Annotated in this window: 17 protein-coding genes; 8 read left to right on the top strand and 9 right to left on the bottom strand. The window is 61.3% G+C overall.

The genetic code is table 11. From position 1 onward, the window contains the following. Nucleotides 1–207 (bottom strand): hypothetical protein (locus NPS47_RS24520; RefSeq protein ID WP_274297327.1); only part of this gene is annotated, 207 nt, incomplete at its 3' end. Nucleotides 208–613: 406 nt separating this feature from the next. On the opposite strand from NPS47_RS24520, the gene NPS47_RS24515 reads away from it, so the two are divergent. Then, entirely contained in the window at nt 614–1,081 is a 468-nt protein-coding gene (locus tag NPS47_RS24515; protein ID WP_274297325.1) for a DUF1289 domain-containing protein, read from the top strand. A gap of 77 nt (nt 1,082–1,158) precedes the next feature. Here NPS47_RS24515 and NPS47_RS24510 read toward each other — a convergent pair whose 3' ends face one another. Next, nucleotides 1,159–2,022 carry a universal stress protein gene (locus NPS47_RS24510; RefSeq protein ID WP_274297324.1) on the bottom strand — a complete coding sequence of 288 codons (864 nt, stop codon included), beginning with the start codon at nt 2,020–2,022 and terminating at the stop codon, nt 1,159–1,161. Nucleotides 2,023–2,180: 158 nt separating this feature from the next. On the opposite strand from NPS47_RS24510, the gene NPS47_RS24505 reads away from it, so the two are divergent. The 4 genes from NPS47_RS24505 to NPS47_RS24490 all read left to right on the top strand — a co-directional run bounded on the left by NPS47_RS24505 (nt 2,181) and on the right by NPS47_RS24490 (nt 6,137). After that, the gene (locus NPS47_RS24505) at nt 2,181–2,786 is read left to right on the top strand and encodes a tRNA-(ms[2]io[6]A)-hydroxylase (protein WP_157191906.1); all 606 of its coding nucleotides are present in this window, start codon (nt 2,181–2,183) and stop codon (nt 2,784–2,786) included. Between the two features lie 161 nt (nt 2,787–2,947). Further along, on the top strand, nt 2,948–3,421 hold the full coding sequence (locus tag NPS47_RS24500; RefSeq protein ID WP_274297323.1) for a MarR family winged helix-turn-helix transcriptional regulator: 474 nt from the start codon (nt 2,948–2,950) through the stop codon (nt 3,419–3,421). After that, nucleotides 3,418–4,611 carry an HlyD family efflux transporter periplasmic adaptor subunit gene (locus tag NPS47_RS24495; protein WP_274297322.1) on the top strand — a complete coding sequence of 398 codons (1,194 nt, stop codon included), beginning with the start codon at nt 3,418–3,420 and terminating at the stop codon, nt 4,609–4,611. Before NPS47_RS24500 ends, NPS47_RS24495 begins: the two co-directional genes overlap by 4 nt. Then, nucleotides 4,608–6,137, top strand: a complete 1,530-nt coding sequence (locus NPS47_RS24490) for a DHA2 family efflux MFS transporter permease subunit (protein WP_274297321.1) — start codon at nt 4,608–4,610, stop codon at nt 6,135–6,137. Before NPS47_RS24495 ends, NPS47_RS24490 begins: the two co-directional genes overlap by 4 nt. Nucleotides 6,138–6,201: 64 nt before the next feature. On the opposite strand, the gene NPS47_RS24485 is transcribed toward NPS47_RS24490, so the two are convergent. Further along, entirely contained in the window at nt 6,202–6,924 is a 723-nt protein-coding gene (locus NPS47_RS24485) for a UDP-2,3-diacylglucosamine diphosphatase (RefSeq protein WP_274297320.1), read from the bottom strand. Further along, entirely contained in the window at nt 6,921–7,424 is a 504-nt protein-coding gene (locus NPS47_RS24480; protein WP_274297319.1) for a peptidylprolyl isomerase, read from the bottom strand. Before NPS47_RS24480 ends, NPS47_RS24485 begins: the two co-directional genes overlap by 4 nt. A gap of 236 nt (nt 7,425–7,660) precedes the next feature. Here NPS47_RS24480 and NPS47_RS24475 point away from each other — a divergent pair, with 236 nt between their 5' ends. Then, nucleotides 7,661–9,364 (top strand): glutamine--tRNA ligase/YqeY domain fusion protein, encoded by a 1,704-nt coding sequence (locus NPS47_RS24475; RefSeq protein WP_274297318.1) that lies wholly within the window; start codon nt 7,661–7,663, stop codon nt 9,362–9,364. A gap of 9 nt (nt 9,365–9,373) precedes the next feature. Beyond that, complete coding sequence (gene cysS, locus NPS47_RS24470) at nt 9,374–10,756, top strand: cysteine--tRNA ligase (protein ID WP_274297317.1); 1,383 nt, start codon at nt 9,374–9,376, stop codon at nt 10,754–10,756. 77 nt (nt 10,757–10,833) lie between these two features. Here the strand turns inward: cysS and NPS47_RS24465 are convergent, their stop codons facing one another. From NPS47_RS24465 to NPS47_RS24450, 4 genes are all read right to left on the bottom strand, one after another. Next, a complete protein-coding gene (locus NPS47_RS24465) occupies nt 10,834–12,222 on the bottom strand; it encodes a sensor histidine kinase (RefSeq protein WP_274297316.1) in 1,389 nt (462 codons plus the stop codon). Continuing rightward, nucleotides 12,200–12,880, bottom strand: coding sequence for a response regulator transcription factor (locus NPS47_RS24460; protein WP_038609277.1), 681 nt, complete (start codon nt 12,878–12,880; stop codon nt 12,200–12,202). Before NPS47_RS24460 ends, NPS47_RS24465 begins: the two co-directional genes overlap by 23 nt. A 138-nt stretch (nt 12,881–13,018) precedes the next feature. Next, nucleotides 13,019–14,038 carry a branched-chain amino acid aminotransferase gene (locus NPS47_RS24455; protein WP_274297315.1) on the bottom strand — a complete coding sequence of 340 codons (1,020 nt, stop codon included), beginning with the start codon at nt 14,036–14,038 and terminating at the stop codon, nt 13,019–13,021. A 132-nt stretch (nt 14,039–14,170) separates the two neighbouring features. Beyond that, the gene (locus NPS47_RS24450; RefSeq protein ID WP_274297314.1) at nt 14,171–14,806 is read right to left on the bottom strand and encodes a LysE family translocator; all 636 of its coding nucleotides are present in this window, start codon (nt 14,804–14,806) and stop codon (nt 14,171–14,173) included. Nucleotides 14,807–14,950: 144 nt separating this feature from the next. Between NPS47_RS24450 and NPS47_RS24445 the strand changes: the two genes are divergently transcribed. Continuing rightward, entirely contained in the window at nt 14,951–15,421 is a 471-nt protein-coding gene (locus NPS47_RS24445; RefSeq protein WP_274297326.1) for an Lrp/AsnC family transcriptional regulator, read from the top strand. 202 nt (nt 15,422–15,623) lie between these two features. Here NPS47_RS24445 and NPS47_RS24440 read toward each other — a convergent pair whose 3' ends face one another. Beyond that, on the bottom strand, nt 15,624–15,989 hold the full coding sequence (locus NPS47_RS24440) for a glyoxalase superfamily protein (RefSeq protein ID WP_274297313.1): 366 nt from the start codon (nt 15,987–15,989) through the stop codon (nt 15,624–15,626). Nucleotides 15,990–16,142 lie beyond the last annotated feature (153 nt).

The following is a 16,142-nucleotide window of genomic DNA, read 5'->3' as shown; positions in this document are numbered from 1 at the left end:
GGAGAGGAAACCGGCCTTGACGTAGGCGGCTTCGTCCACGCCTGGTGGAACGCGGTTGGTGATCAGGTCGACGAGGACTGCTTCTTCGCCAGCAGGAGGATTCTTCAGCAGCTCGACCAGGCCTGCGGTTTGTTCGGCGTTAAGCGGCTGGGGCACGATACCCTGGGCGGCACGCTCTTCGATGTGTTTGCGGTAGGCTTCAAGCACAGTTATTACCCTCATCAGTGGTCCCAAATGGGTGTCCGGGACGCTCATCCAGAAAGTCCGGCACCCGTGCGCAATACGGCTTCTTGGGCCGCGTAGCCAGGGTTGCAGGAAATCCTTACAGAAGCTGCTTTCAAAGTTTTACGCCTGTAGAACGGAGGCTGATGAGGGCTGGCGCGGGATATGCGCTGAACGTATATCCCGGGCCAACGCCGTTCTACCGGATCAACTGTGCTCGTGACGCTTTGAAAACAGCTTCTAACGGACATTGCTGCCTTAAAAAGGCCGGGTGATTCTACGGTAAAAACTCGATAAAGGTAAGGCGCGGACGATGACTTTAGCGGGTGACCCCCGTTAGACAAAGGGCTAACATGGCAGCCTGTTCCACCGTCCAGTTGTAGATTTTTTCATGTCCAATCAGTCAATTAAAACGCCTTGTGTCGGCCTCTGCTCCACGGTTTACGGGGATCTGGTGTGCCGTGGCTGCAAGCGTTTCCACCATGAAGTGATCAACTGGAACGGCTACAACGAAGATGAAAAGCGTGCAGTGTGGCTGCGCCTCGAGCAACTGCTGGTGCAGGTCATGGTGGCCAAACTTGAAGTCTTTGATGCCAACCGCCTGCGCCAGCAGCTGGAGCAGCGCAAGATCCGCTTCGTGCCGCACCAGTCCGAGTATTGCTGGGCTTACCAGCTGATTGCCCGGGGCGCGCGGGTGATTCGTGAGCTTGAGGCTTACGGCATGGTGTTGTTGCCGGAGTTTCGTGACTGGGAACTGCCCGAGTTGCGCGATGCCATTGATCGGGAATTTTTCCTGCTGTCCGAAGCCCACTACCAGCGCTATATCGCGCCGGGGTTTCTCAAGGATGCTTTGGGTTGAAGCCATCGCGGGGCAAGCCCGCTCCCACAGGTTTTAACTTCAACCTCTAGGGGCGGGCTTGCCCCGCGATAAAACCTTCAGCCTTGTGCCAGCTCAGTCAGGTGCACCTTCACTTCCTCGGTCTTGAGCACCAGCACATCGCATTCCAGCGAATCGAGCACCACCTCGGCGGTGTTGCCGATCAATGCCCCGGGAATCCCGGTACGCGCCACGGTGCCGATCACGGTCACCACCGCATCGTACTTGTTGGCGGTGTAGGGGATCAGCACATCGGCCGGGCCTTCGGCGACATGCAGGCGATCATCGTTGATATCGAACTCGGCCTGGAACGCCGCGCATTCCTCGCGGTAACGCTGTTCGATGGTTTCCTTCAATTGATAGACCGGGTCGGCTGCCGACAACATCGGCGACGGGTGGGCGCTGATCACATGCAGGTTGCCTTTGGCCAGGTTGGCGATCTCGTAGCCGTGGTCGACGATGTTCTTGTGCAGCAGGCGATGCGCCTCATCGTGGTTGCCGACATCCACTGCAGCGAGGATCACCCCGCCAGTCCACGGCCGTTCGGTCTTGACCATCAGCACCGCACACGGGCACAGGCGCAGCAGCTTCCAGTCGGATGGGGTGAGCAGGGCTTTTTTCAGCGGGTTGTCCGGGCGGTGCTCCTTGATCACCAGATCGCAGCCTTCGGCTTGCTGCACGGCAATGATCGATTCGTGCAGGCTGCCGTGCCAGGCCTCCTCGTGGGTCACATTGTCGAAGCCGTCGTCGTGCAGCTGGCTGCTGAGCAGGCTGAGCAGGGCGCTGTGGTCGTGATTCTTGTCGGGCATCAACAGGTGCAGGCGAGCGCCGGTGGCGCCGGCGATCAGTTTGGCCCGGGTCAGGGCGCGGCTGTGAGCGTGTTCGGGGTCGAGTACCACCAGGATGCTGCGTACTTCTTGCATGAGCGTGAACTCCCTTCAGAAATGGCGACCGATGACTGACTATAGTCGGCGCCAAGTGCAATGGGCGTTGATATGTATCAAGCATAGTTCACTGGTGATCGCCGCCACTGCCGGTATAATCGCCGGTCTTGCCGTTCGCCCTGCCTGTTTGTGAGCCTATGCACCTTATTCCCGAAATTGATGCGTTCCTTGGTTGCCGTACTCCCGATGCCTGGGTCCAGGCGGCGCTTGCCGACCAGGAAACCCTGTTGATCGACCACAAGAACTGCGAGTTCAAGGCCGCCAGTACTGCGCTGAGCCTGATGGCCAAGTACAACACGCACCTGGACCTGATCAACATGATGTCGCGCCTGGCCCGCGAAGAGCTGGTGCACCATGAGCAGGTGTTGCGCCTGATGAAGCGCCGCAAGATCGCCTTGCGTCCTTTGTCGGCCGGGCGCTATGCCTCGGGCCTGCGCCGGGTGGTGCGGACCCATGAGCCGGTGAAGCTGGTCGACACCCTGGTGGTCGGCGCTTTTATCGAGGCGCGTAGCTGCGAGCGTTTTGCCGCATTGGTGCCGCATCTGGACGAAGAACTGGGCAAGTTCTACCACGGCCTGCTCAACAGCGAAGCGCGGCACTATCAGGGCTACCTCAAGCTGGCTCATCAATACGGTGAGGCGGCGGATATCGAGCGGGTGGTGGAGAAGGTCAGGGCGGTCGAAGCCGAATTGATCAGCAGCCCGGATGAAGAGTTTCGCTTTCATAGCGGTATTCCTGCCTGATAGGTACCTGCGCCTTAGCGGCCCCTGTAGGAGCGGATAAATCCGCTCCTACGAATCGACCTTTTGCCGCACAAATAGCAAGCAAGCTAATTAATGCCTTGACGTTGGCTGCCTAAGCAGTAACATTATGTTACTTACTGCCTAAGCAGGTATCTCCGTTCATGCCGCACTACACTCCCGAAAACTTTCAGACCTGCACCATCGGCATGCTCCTGGGCCGTGCCGCGCTGGTCAAAGACCGCATTCTCGACAGCCATCTGCAGGACTTCGGCGTTACCGCCGCGCAGTTCAAAGTGCTGATCATCGTCGCCCAGTACGGCGTCGATACACCCGCCGAGCTGTGTCGTTTCCTGTCGCTGGACAGCGGTTCGATGACGCGCATGCTCGATCGCCTTGAGCAAAAGGACCTGATCCTGCGCCGGCGCTGCCCGGATGATCGCCGCCAGGTGCGTCTGGGCCTGAGCGAGGAGGGGCAGAAGCTCGCAGATCAGTTACCGCAGATCGGTGCGGCGGCGATGAATGAGTTGGTAGGCGTGCTCGCTGCGGATGAACTGGCGACCCTGGAGAGCCTGCTGAGCAAGGTGCTGCTCGCGGCTGGTGACACCCTGACAGCCCAGCGTATAGGTGCCAAATGAACACGCCGGAAAGTACCAGCACGGCGCAAGACCTCAACAACACCCGTAAACGTAAAACCTGGTTGCTCGGTCTTGCCCTGTTGGTCGTGGTCGGCGGCGCTGCGGTCTGGGCCTGGCACGAGCTGTACGGGCGCTGGAACGAAGAGACCGACGATGCCTACGTCAACGGCAACGTCGTGGAAATCACCCCGTTGGTGACCGGTACCGTGGTCAGTATCGGCGCCGACGATGGTGATCTGGTGCATGCAGGGCAAGTGGTGATCGAGTTCGATCCGAGCGATGCCGAGGTCGGTCTGCAGGCCGCCCAGGCCCAGCTGGCCCGCGCCGTGCGTCAGGTGCGTGGCTTGTACAGCAATGTCGATGGCATGAAGGCCCAGGTAGCCGCGCGTCAGGCCGAACAGACCAAAGCCCAGGAAAACTACAGCCGACGCAAGACCCTCGCAGCTGGCGGGGCCATTTCCCTGGAAGAGCTGTCCCACGCCCGTGACGACCTGTCTTCGGCGCAGAGCGCATTGCTCAACGCCAGGCAGCAACTCAACACCACCACCGCATTGGTCGATGACACCGTGGTCTCCTCGCATCCGCAAGTCATGGCGGCGGCTGCCGACTTGCGCCAGGCCTACCTGGCCGTCGCCCGCACCACTTTGGTAGCGCCGGTCACCGGTTACGTGGCCAAGCGCACCGTGCAGTTGGGGCAGCGCCTGCAGCCGGGCACCGCGACCATGGCGGTGATCCCGCTGGACCAGCTGTGGATTGACGCCAACTTCAAGGAAACCCAACTGCGCAACATGCGTATCGGTCAACCGGTGGATATCGTCGCCGATCTGTACGGCAGCGAGGTCAAATACAGCGGCACCATCGACAGCCTCGGTGCCGGCACCGGCAGTGCCTTCGCCCTGTTGCCGGCGCAGAACGCCACCGGTAACTGGATCAAGATCGTCCAGCGGGTACCGGTGCGCATTCATATCAATGCCGAGCAACTGGCCGCCCATCCGCTGCGTATCGGCCTGTCGACCCAGGTTACGGTCGATCTGCACGACCAGAGCGGGCCGGTACTGGCCCAGTTGCCGCCACAGAAAGCGTCGTTCGCCACCCAGGTGTATGACCGCCAACTGGTCGAGGCCGATGCCATGATCGCGCGACTGATCCATGACAACAGTCAAGGCGCCAGCAAGACGGCGCAGCGATGAGCAACAACGCGTCATTCAGCCCGCCGAGCCTGCTGTTGACCACCATCGGGCTGTCGCTGGCGACCTTCATGCAGGTGCTCGACACCACCATTGCCAACGTCGCCTTGCCGACTATTTCCGGCAACCTCGGGGTGAGTGCGGAGCAGGGCACCTGGGTGATTACCTCGTTTGCGGTGAGCAATGCCATTGCCTTGCCGCTGACCGGCTGGCTGAGCCGGCGTTTTGGCGAGGTAAAGCTGTTTATCTGGGCCACGCTGCTGTTCGTGCTGGCTTCGTTTCTCTGCGGTATCGCCCGCTCGATGCCGGAATTGGTGGGTTTCCGGGTTCTGCAAGGGATCGTTGCCGGCCCCCTGTATCCGATGACCCAGACGCTACTGATCGCGGTCTATCCACCGGCCAAGCGCGGGATGGCCCTGGCGTTGCTGGCGATGGTCACGGTGGTGGCGCCGATTGCCGGTCCCATCCTCGGCGGCTGGATCACCGACAGCTACAGCTGGCCGTGGATTTTCTTCATCAACGTGCCGATCGGCCTGTTTGCCGCGGCGGTGGTGCGCCAGCAGATGCGCGCCCGGCCGGTCACTACCCAGCGCCAGCCCATGGACTACATCGGCTTGCTGACCCTGGTCATTGGCGTCGGTGCCCTGCAGATCGTGCTGGACAAGGGCAATGACCTGGACTGGTTCGAGTCGAGCTTCATTGTGATCGGCAGTCTGATCTCGGTGGTGTTTCTGGCGATTTTTATCATCTGGGAACTGACCGACAAGCATCCGGTGGTCAATCTGCGGCTGTTCGTGCACCGCAACTTTCGCATTGGCACCATTGTGTTGGTTGGCGGCTATGCAGGCTTTTTCGGCATCAACCTGATCCTGCCGCAGTGGCTGCAGACCCAGATGGGCTACACCGCGACCTGGGCCGGGCTGGCGGTGGCACCAATCGGCTTGCTGCCGGTGCTGATGTCACCGTTTGTCGGCAAGTACGCGCATAAGTTCGACCTGCGTGTATTGGCGGGGCTGGCGTTCCTGGCGATTGGCGGCAGTTGCTTCATGCGTGCAGGGTTCACCAATGAAGTGGATTTCCAGCACATTGCCCTGGTGCAATTGTTCATGGGTATCGGTGTGGCGCTGTTCTTCATGCCGACCTTGAGCATCCTGCTCTCGGACCTGCCACCGCAGCAGATCGCCGACGGGTCGGGTTTAGCCACCTTCCTGCGGACCCTGGGCGGCAGCTTCGCGGCTTCGTTGACCACCTGGATCTGGATTCGCCGGGCTGACCAGCATCATGCCTATCTCAGTGAAAGCATCAGCTCCTATGAGCCTGCCACCCGTGAGGCAATCAATCAGTTGGGCGGGGCGAACGGGCAGTCTTATGCGCAGCTGGAGCACATGCTCAGCAGTCAGGCGTACATGATGTCGACTGTGGATTACTTCACCCTGATGGGCTGGGTGTTTGCCGGTTTGATCTTGCTGGTGTGGCTGGCCAAGCCGCCGTTTGCGGCCAAGGCAGGGCCGGCGTCGGCGGGGCATTGAGCAATCGCGGGGCAAGCCCGCTCCCACAGCGCCGGTGGGAGCGGGCTTGCCCCGCAATAAGATCTCAAGGAAAAGCAAAAGGCTGCAGCTGAAACCCTTGCTCATCCACCTGCAACGCCCAACCCTGACGGTCCCAGTCACCCAGCACGATACGCCGCGCCGGTTGCTCATCGACCACCAGTTTGTGAATCGCCGGACGATGGGTATGCCCATGCACCAGCGTGCGCACGCCATACTGCGCCATGACCCGCGGCACTTCTTCCGGCGTCACGTCGACAATGTCGTTGGCCTTCATCCGCGTCTGCGCCTTGCTTTCGCTGCGCAGTTTGCGCGCCAGTTTCTGGCGGGTGCTCAGCGGCAGGTGCCGAAGGATCCACAAGCTCACAGGATTGCGCAGGTAGCGACGCATCTTCATGTAGGCCAGGTCCAGGGTGCACAAACTGTCGCCATGCATCAGCAGTACCGGCTCACCACCCAGCTGCACCACACTCGGATCGCTCAGCAGCGTGCAGCCGGCCGCCTCGCAGAAGGCTTCGCCGATCAGGAAGTCGCGGTTGCCATGCATCAGGTAGACCTGCGTGCCGCTGTCGCTCAAGGCGCGCAGGGCCTGGCAGATCGTGGTCTGGAACGGCGTCATGGCGTCGTCGCCGATCCACGCTTCGAAAAAGTCGCCAAGGATGTACAGCGCCTCGGCGTGCCGCGCACGACCGTCGAGCAGATCAAGAAACGCCCGGGTAATGTCCGGGCGTTCTTCTTGCAGGTGCAGATCAGAGATCAGCAGTATCACTCAACGATCTCGGCTTTCTCGATGATCACGTCTTCAACCGGGACGTCCTGGTGGCCGGACTTGGAACCGGTGGAAACAGTCTTGATCTTGTCGACAACCTCGGTGCCTTCGGTAACTTTACCGAATACCGCGTAACCCCAGCCCTGGACGTTCTTGCCGCTGTGGTTGAGGAAGCTGTTGTCGGTGACGTTGATGAAGAACTGCGCCGACGCCGAATGCGGCTCCATGGTACGGGCCATGGCGATGGTGTACTTGTCGTTGCTCAGGCCGTTGTCGGCTTCGTTCTGGATGCTTGGACGCTTGTCTTTCTTCTCTTTCATGCCTGGCTCGAAACCGCCGCCCTGGATCATGAAGTTACCGATGACACGGTGGAAAATGGTGTTGCTGTAGTGACCGGCGTTCACGTACTCGATGAAGTTGGCCACGGTGATCGGGGCTTTTTCGGCATTCAGTTCGATGACGATGTCGCCGTGATTGGTGCTCAGTTTGACTTTGGACATGCTGGAATTCGCTCTTTCAAGGCATTTGAAATAGGGTCGCGCAGGATCGCGATACAAACCTGACGCACAGTCTACAGCCCGCGATACGTGGCTTGCGGCAGTTTTTTTGCTGCCGGTACCGAATATAGGGCCAGTTTGTCGGCCGGACGCTGTCGGCAGCTCGACCGCTTCGGCTATGATAAGCGCTTTGATTCAGTCGGCCTACCCAGGCCGTGTACCCGTATTTCAAGGATCCTATGAGCAAGCCCACTGCCGACACCGCTCCCAACGCCGCTGCCAAAGGCGCTCCCGCCGTCCCTGCGAACTTCCTGCGTCCGATCGTGCAGGCCGACCTGGACTCGGGCAAGCACAGCAGCATCGTCACCCGTTTCCCGCCTGAGCCCAACGGTTACCTGCACATCGGCCATGCCAAGTCGATCTGCGTGAACTTCGGCCTGGCCCAGGAATTCGGCGGAGCCTGTCACCTGCGTTTCGATGACACCAACCCGGCCAAAGAGGACCAGGAGTACATCGACGCCATCCAGAGCGATGTGCAGTGGCTGGGCTTCCAGTGGACCGGCCCGGTACGCTACGCCTCGGAATATTTCGACCAGTTGCATGACTGGGCCGTTGACCTGATCAAGTCGGGCAATGCCTACGTCTGCGACCTGACCCCGGAGCAGGCCAAGGAATACCGTGGCAACCTGACCGAGCCGGGCAAGAACAGCCCGTTCCGCGAGCGCAGCGTCGAAGAGAACCTCGACCTGTTCGCCCGTATGAAGGCCGGCGAGTTCAAGGACGGTGAGCGTGTACTGCGGGCCCGGATCGACATGGCTTCGCCGAACATGAACCTGCGCGACCCGATCCTGTATCGCATCCGTCATGCCCACCACCACCAGACCGGTGACAAGTGGTGCATCTACCCTAACTACGACTTCACCCACGGTCAGTCGGACGCCATCGAAGGCATCACCCACTCCATCTGCACCCTGGAGTTCGAAGGCCATCGTCCGCTGTACGAGTGGTTCCTCGAGCACCTGCCGGTGCCGGCCAAGCCGCGCCAGTATGAGTTCAGCCGCCTGAACCTGAACTACACCATCACCAGCAAGCGCAAGCTCAAGCAGCTGGTCGACGAGCAGCACGTCAGCGGCTGGGACGATCCGCGCATGTCGACCCTGTCCGGTTTCCGTCGCCGCGGCTACACCCCGGCCTCGATCCGCAATTTCTGCGAAATGATCGGCACCAATCGTTCCGATGGCGTGGTCGACATGTCGATGCTCGAATTCAGCATCCGTGACGACCTCGACCGCACCGCGCCACGCGCCATGTGCGTGCTGCGTCCGCTAAAAGTTGTGATCACCAACTACCCGGAAGGCCAGGTCGAGAACCTCGAACTGCCGCGTCACCCGAAAGAAGACATGGGCGTGCGCGCACTGCCGTTCGCCCGCGAAATCTACATCGATCGCGACGACTTCATGGAAGAGCCGCCAAAAGGCTACAAGCGCCTGGAACCGGCCGGCGAAGTGCGCCTGCGCGGCAGCTACGTAATCCGTGCCGACGAGGCGATCAAGGACGCCGACGGCAACATCGTCGAACTGCGCTGCTCCTATGACCCGGACACCCTGGGCAAGAACCCGGAGGGTCGCAAGGTCAAGGGCGTGATCCACTGGGTGCCGGCCGCGGCCAGCGTCGAGTGCGAAGTGCGTCTGTACGACCGTCTGTTCCGCTCGGCCAACCCCGAGAAGACCGAAGATGGCGGCAGCTTCCTCGACAACATCAATCCCGACTCGCTGCAGGTGCTTACCGGTTGTCGTGCGGAACCTTCCCTGGGCCAGGCCCAGCCAGAAGACCGCTTCCAGTTCGAGCGCGAAGGCTACTTCTGCGCCGACCTGAAAGACTCCCAGCCGGGTCGCCCGGTATTCAACCGGACTGTGACCCTGCGCGATTCGTGGGGCAGCTGAGGAACGCTTGTGCTTACCATCTACAACACGCTGAGCAAGACCAAGGAAGTTTTCAAACCGCTCGAAGGCAACAAGGTGCGGATGTACGTCTGCGGCATGACCGTGTACGACTTCTGCCACCTGGGCCACGGCCGCAGCATGGTCGCCTTCGACCTGGTTACCCGCTGGCTGCGTTACAGCGGCTACGACCTGACCTATGTGCGCAACATCACCGACATCGATGACAAGATCATCAACCGGGCCAATGAAAACGGCGAGTCGTTCGACGCGCTGACTGCCCGCATGATCGACGCGATGCACGAAGACGAGCGCCGCCTGAACATCCTGCCGCCGGACCAGGAGCCGCGTGCCACCGACCATATCGCCGGCATGCACGCGATGATCCAGACCCTGATCGACAAGGGCTACGCCTACGCGCCGGGCAATGGCGACGTGTACTACCGGGTCGGCAAGTTCGTCGGCTACGGCAAGCTGTCGCGCAAGAAGATCGAAGACCTGCGCATCGGTGCGCGGATCGAGGTCGACGAGGCCAAGCAGGATCCACTCGACTTCGTCCTCTGGAAGGGCGTCAAGCCAGGCGAGCCGAGCTGGGAATCGCCGTGGGGCCCGGGCCGTCCGGGCTGGCACATCGAGTGCTCGGTGATGTCCACCTGCTGCCTGGGCGAGAGCTTCGACATTCACGGCGGTGGCAACGACCTGGAGTTCCCGCACCACGAGAACGAAATTGCCCAGAGCGAAGCCGCCACTGGCAAGCAGTACGCCAATTCGTGGATGCACTGCGGCATGATTCGCATCAACGGCGAGAAGATGTCCAAGTCCTTGAACAACTTCTTCACCATTCGCGACGTGCTCGATAAATATCACCCGGAGGTGGTGCGCTACCTGCTGGTGTCGAGCCACTACCGCAGCTCGATCAACTACTCCGAAGACAGCCTGCGTGAGTCCAAGGGCGCCCTGGAGCGCTTCTACCATGCTCTGCGTGGTTTGCCGCGGGTCGAGGCCAAAGGTGGCGAGGCGTATATCGAGCGCTTTACCGTGGCGATGAACGACGACTTCGGTACTCCCGAAGCCTGCGCCGTGCTGTTCGACCTGGTGCGTGAGATCAATCGCCTGCGCGAGAGCGAGCCTGAGGTTGCGGCCGGTCTGGCCGGTCGTCTGCGTGAGCTGGCGGGCTTGCTGGGTGTGCTGCAGCTGGATGCCGATGACTTCCTGCGTGCCGGTGCCGAAGGCAAGGTCGATGCGGCGCAAGTCGAAGCCTTGATCCAGGCGCGTTTGCAAGCGCGTGCGGACAAGAACTGGGCAGAGTCGGATCGCATCCGTGACCAGATCACCGCCATGGGTGTGGTGCTGGAAGACAGCAAGGGTGCTACTACCTGGCGTCTGGCTGACTGACCGATCGCGGGGCAAGCCCGCTCCCACAGGATGGCGGTGAGTCCACCCTGTGGGAGCGGGCTTGCCCCGCGATGCTCCTAGCCGACCACCCCGGTCCGGCAGAGCAACACCAACTTCGCCCCACCGAGTTCACTGGCCCCGACCTCAAGCGCAAAGCCATGCAGGTCGACAATCGCCGCCACCACCGACAGTCCTAGCCCGAACCCTGGGTGACGATGGCCTTCCTCGCTGCGATAAAAGCGCTTCAAGACCGCCTCGCGCTCCTCCTCGGGAATCCCCGGTCCGCTGTCTTCCACCGCGATTTTCACTGTACCGGCTTCACTGCTGGCGCCCATGCGCACCTGCCCGCCAGCCGGGGTGAACTTGATGGCATTGCCCAGCAAATTGGCCAGTGCCTCGAACAACAGCTCGCGGTCGCCATTGAGCGGCGGCAGCTGTGCCGGTACGTCAAGACTCAGGCGAATATCGCCATCCTCGGCGAGCGGCAGATAAAAGTCGTGCATTTCCATCAGCAGGGCGCGCGGGTCAAGCTCGACGAATCCGGCCCGGCGCTGGCGATCCTCCAGCTCACTGATACGTAGCAAGCCACGAAAACGCGCCATCAAGGTGTCGGTTTCAGCAATCGCCTGTTCCAGCGCCTCGCCCTGGGGCGAGTCATTACCGGCCTGCTGGCGGATCCGGTAGAGCTGGGCGCGCAGGCGGGTCAGCGGGGTGCGCAGGTCGTGGGCGATGTTGTCGCAGACGCCCTTGACCTCGTGCATCAGGCGTTCGATGCGGTCGAGCATGGCGTTGACGATGGCGGCGAGCATGTCCAGCTCATCGCGGCGCTGGGACAGCGGCAGGCGCTGGGTCAGGTCGCCGGCGACGATCTGTTCGGCGGTGGCCTGGATCGCCCGAATGCGCTTGAGCGGTCGTCGGCGCAGCAGGTACCAGCCGGCGATGCCGGGGATGATCGTCAGCGACAGGCCCCAGAGCAGGGCGTGCAGAATGATGCGGGTGACCACGAACAGCGAACCATTGTCGCGCACCAGCACCAGCCAGCGGCCATCACGGACCTTGATCGCCACGGCGTCGCAGCTGTCGCGCGGCAGGTGCGGGTCATCGGCGTCAAGGCAGCGGCTCAGTTCGTGGATCTTGCCGTCCAGGCCCAGTTCGGTTGGCAGCTGGCGAATCTGCCCGCCCAAGGGATTGAACTGAGCGTCGAACAGGCCATAGGCATCGAAACTGCGCTCTTCGAAGGCTTGGCTCGCGATCAGTGCGTCGTCCAGCTGCTTACCGCTCATGTGCGCAAACAGATGCTGACGCTGCAGCAGCGAGTGGCGGGTGAGCTTGTTCAGGTAGCCCGAGACCTCGAAGTACAGCACCCCCATGAGGATGCTGCTCCAGGCCACGAACAGAAAGCTGTACAGCGCCAGCAGGCGGCTGGTCGAAGAGCTCCAGCCCTTAGACGGGTTCGGCAATGGCATAGCCCGAGCCCCGCACGGTCCGAATCAGCGGGGTCTGGCCAGCGGCGTCGATCTTCTTGCGCAAGCGTCCGATATGCACATCGATCAGGTTGGTGCCGGGGTCGAAGTGATAGCCCCAGACTTCCTCGAAGATCATCATCCGGGTGATCACCTGGCCGGCATGGCGCATGAGGAACTCCAGCAACTTGTACTCGGTGGGCAGCAGATTGAGCGTCTGCTCGCCGCGCCGGGCTTCGTGGCTGATCAGGTCCAGTTCCAGGTCGGCGACCTGCAGGCGGGTTTGTGCCATCGGCACACTATTGCGCCGCAGCAGCACTTCGACGCGGGCGGCCATTTCGTCGGAGGCGAACGGCTTGGTCAGGTAGTCGTCGCCACCGGCACGCAGGCCGCGCACCCGTTCGTCGACGTCGGACAGGGCGCTGATCATCAGGATCGGCGTGGCGATCTTCAGGTTGCGCAGGGTGGTGACGATGGTCAGGCCGTCGAGCTCGGGGAGCATGCGATCTAGGGTGATCAGGTCATAACCACCGGCAATCGCCTTGGCCAGGCCTTCACGACCATTGTCGGCCCAATCCACTTCCAGGCCATGGCTGGAAAGCTCGGCGACGATCTCCTGGGCGGTCACGGCGTCGTCTTCGATAGTCAGTACGCGGGGCATGCTAATACCTGGGCGGCGAGTAGAGACTTGATTGTGCCAAAGAATAGGCGGTGCCCGGGTTAAAGAAAAATTCATGTAGGAGCGGATTTATCCGCTCCTACAGAAAAACAAACCCCGCCATCAGGCGGGGTCTGTGGGTCAGGCGACCTTGACGATCCAGCCCGCAGGGCCTTCGATATCGCCGCTCTGGATGCCGGTCAGCTCGTCGTAGAGCTTGCGGGTCACCGGGCCGACTTCGGTCTCGCTGTGGAACACATGCAGCTCGCCGTTGTAGTGGATGCCACCGATCGGCGTAATCACCGCCGCGGTACCGCAGGCGCCTGCTTCTTTGAAGCGCTTGAGGTCATTGATCAGCACGTCGCCTTCGATCACCTTCAGGCCAAGACGCGATTCGGCCAGTTCCATCAGCGACAGACGGGTAATCCCCGGCAGCACGGAGGCGGATTTCGGCGTGACGAATTCGTTATTGGCGGTGATGCCGAAGAAGTTGGCCGAACCGACTTCCTCGATCTTGGTGTGGGTCAGCGGATCAAGGTAGATGCAGTCGGCAAAACCGGCTTGCTTGGCCTTGTAGCCCGGCTGCAGGCTGGCTGCGTAGTTACCGCCGACCTTGGCAGCACCGGTGCCCTGAGGCGCGGCGCGGTCGTAATCGGAAATCAGGAACTTGTGCGGGGTCATGCCGCCCTTGAAGTACGAGCCGACCGGGATGGCGAAGATCGAGAAGATGAATTCCGGTGCGGTACGCACGCCGATGTTGTCGCCCACGCCAATGACGAACGGACGCAGGTACAGCGCACCTTTGCCGTATGGCGGAATGAAGCGTTCGTTGGCTTTGACCACTTGCTTGCAGGCGTCAATGAACTGTTCGGTCGACACCTGCGGCATCAGCAGGCGGTCGCAGCTGCGCTGCATGCGCAGGGCGTTCTGGTCCGGGCGGAACAGGTTGATCGAGCCGTCCTTGCAGCGGTAGGCCTTCATGCCTTCGAAACATTGCTGGCCATAATGCAGCGCGGTCGAACCTTCGCTGATGTGCAGCACGTTGTCTTCGGTCAGGGTGCCCTTGTCCCACTCGCCATTACGGAAGTAGGACAGGTAGCGCTTGTCGGTCTTGATGTAGTCGAAGCCCAGCTTGTCCCAGTTAATGCTTTCGTTACTCATGGCACCCTCGAATCGGTTTGCATATGCCTGATCGCTCAGGCCTCTGTTATCGCGCACGCAGCCACGATAATACATCCCGTGCGGATCGGGAACGCCCAGTCATAGGATTGGACCATGGTCGCAGTGAAATTTTCAGCCAGTCAGCTCGCGCAGCAGTACCAGGCGCGCGCCGAAGCCGATCAGCAGGGTACCGAACAGGCGATTCTGCAGTTTCTGTTTCCACGGGCTGGCGGCCACCCAGCGGCCAATGCGATCACCGCTCAAGGCATAGAAGCTGTCAAACGCCAGACCTGTCACCACCAGCACCGTGCCGAGCATGGCGAACTGATGCCCGACCGGGCCTGCCTGCTGGCTGATGAATTGTGGCAGCAACACCGAACAGAACAGCAGCGCCTTGGGGTTGAGCAGATTGGTCAACAGGCCTTTCTTCAGCGCCGCCGACCAACGACCGCGGCGGCGGGTGATTGCCGTGCTCGCTGGCAATGGAGTGACCGGCGCGCACAGCAGTTGCCAGCCGAGCCATGCCAGGTACAGGCCGCCGGCGATGCTGAGCAGATCAAACGCCCAGGGGTGAGTGCGTAGGAGGGCGGCCAGGCCCAAGGCTGCCAGGGTGACATGCGCCGCGCGGGCGATGGCCAGGCCCAGGGCGGTCATCAACGCCTGGCGGCGGCCTTCGCTGGCGCCGGTATTGAGCAGCAGGAACATGTCCGGGCCCGGCACCAGATACACCACCAGAAGGGCTACGCAAAACAAGCTGTATTGAGTCATCCAACAATCCCCAGGCAAGCGACAGGCTGGAGAAAATTCTAAGCCCGAAGGGCCTGGCAGGTGCTTGCGTTTGTTGCGTTGGTGCAGGGGTGTATTGATATAAACTGCCAGGATCAGTAATGGAAAATACAGATCATGCCAAAAATTACCCTGGATGCTTTTGACCGCAAGATTCTCGATGCCCTGCAGCGCAACGCGCGCTTGAGCAATGTCGAATTGGCCGAACTGATCGGTCTGTCACCGTCACCCTGCCTGCGGCGTGTGCGGTTGCTGGAGGAGGCGGGGCTGATCAAGGGTTATGCAGCGCAACTGGACCGTGACGAAGTGGGGCTGGGCCTGACAGTGTTTGTCGGGGTCAAGGTCGAGCGTCATCACGAGCCGGCGGCTCAGGCCTTTCAGCAGGCTGTATTGGCGGTGCCGCAAGTCATTGCTGCGCACCTGGTGTCCGGCGAGTCGGATTTTTTGCTGCAGGTGGTGGTGCCGGACCTGCGCAGCTACGAGCGCTTTCTGATCGACACATTGCTCAAGCTGCCCGGGGTGAGTGATATTCGCAGCAACTTTGCCATTCAGACGGTCAAGCCGCATGGGCCGTTGCCGCTCACTCATCTGCTGTGACAGGGGCCAGGCTTGACCTCCTGCAAAGGCAGGCGCAGTATGAAGTCAAGACGATTTGCCTGCTGACCTCGACGCGTACCACGACCACCGCCATTCGCGGGGCAGGTACCAGTGATTGACCTTAGGCAGTAGGTAAAACAAGGCCCCGCCCAGCAATGGACGGGGCCTTGTCTTTTCTGGGGGCATGTACTGTGTCGCCCGCTCAGCCTTCAATCTGCTGACAGAAGCGCAGGCGATTGCCGAACGGGTCAGCAATCTCCATCTGCAGGCCCCAGCCGACACGGATCGCTTCCGGGCGTGAATAGCCGTAGCGCTTGTCTGCCAGCTCATGTTGCAGGGCAACGATATCCTCGACACGGGCAAACACCGTCGAGCCGGGAGTGGCATCGCCGTGATGCTCGCTCAGGTGCAGGATCAGCCCGTCGCGGTGCACCTGCGCATACAAGGGCAGGTCGGGCTCGAAGCGGTGTTCCCAGTCCAGGGTGAAACCGAGGAAGTCCAGATAGAATTCCTTGGCTTTCTCGACGCAGAAGATGCGCAGAACCGGGATGGCGGGGGCGAGGTGCATTCCTGATGACATGGGCATACCGTAGGGGGGGCGGGTCGATCTGCAGTCTGACAGGCGCCCGTATGCGCAGCAATTGTCCGCCAAGGTGCATACCATCGGTGGGAGCGGGCTTGCCCCGGGTACAAACCGGGGACATCCTTTACATTTCAAACC

The organism is Pseudomonas putida (genome assembly GCF_028682475.1).
GTDB lineage: Bacteria > Pseudomonadota > Gammaproteobacteria > Pseudomonadales > Pseudomonadaceae > Aquipseudomonas > Aquipseudomonas putida_AG.
Note: the sequence above shows the minus strand (reverse complement) of the source record. Positions and strands in the feature narration are given on the sequence as shown.

Coding starts and splice junctions, on each gene's coding strand:
- NPS47_RS24515 (WP_274297325.1), top strand. CDS start 614: ATGTCCAATCAGTCAATTAAAACGCCTTGTGTCGGCCTCTGCTCCACG.
- NPS47_RS24510 (WP_274297324.1), bottom strand. CDS start 2,022: ATGCAAGAAGTACGCAGCATCCTGGTGGTACTCGACCCCGAACACGCT.
- NPS47_RS24505 (WP_157191906.1), top strand. CDS start 2,181: ATGCACCTTATTCCCGAAATTGATGCGTTCCTTGGTTGCCGTACTCCC.
- NPS47_RS24500 (WP_274297323.1), top strand. CDS start 2,948: ATGCCGCACTACACTCCCGAAAACTTTCAGACCTGCACCATCGGCATG.
- NPS47_RS24495 (WP_274297322.1), top strand. CDS start 3,418: ATGAACACGCCGGAAAGTACCAGCACGGCGCAAGACCTCAACAACACC.
- NPS47_RS24490 (WP_274297321.1), top strand. CDS start 4,608: ATGAGCAACAACGCGTCATTCAGCCCGCCGAGCCTGCTGTTGACCACC.
- NPS47_RS24480 (WP_274297319.1), bottom strand. CDS start 7,424: ATGTCCAAAGTCAAACTGAGCACCAATCACGGCGACATCGTCATCGAA.
- NPS47_RS24475 (WP_274297318.1), top strand. CDS start 7,661: ATGAGCAAGCCCACTGCCGACACCGCTCCCAACGCCGCTGCCAAAGGC.
- NPS47_RS24465 (WP_274297316.1), bottom strand. CDS start 12,222: ATGCCATTGCCGAACCCGTCTAAGGGCTGGAGCTCTTCGACCAGCCGC.
- NPS47_RS24460 (WP_038609277.1), bottom strand. CDS start 12,880: ATGCCCCGCGTACTGACTATCGAAGACGACGCCGTGACCGCCCAGGAG.
- NPS47_RS24455 (WP_274297315.1), bottom strand. CDS start 14,038: ATGAGTAACGAAAGCATTAACTGGGACAAGCTGGGCTTCGACTACATC.
- NPS47_RS24450 (WP_274297314.1), bottom strand. CDS start 14,806: ATGACTCAATACAGCTTGTTTTGCGTAGCCCTTCTGGTGGTGTATCTG.
- NPS47_RS24440 (WP_274297313.1), bottom strand. CDS start 15,989: ATGCACCTCGCCCCCGCCATCCCGGTTCTGCGCATCTTCTGCGTCGAG.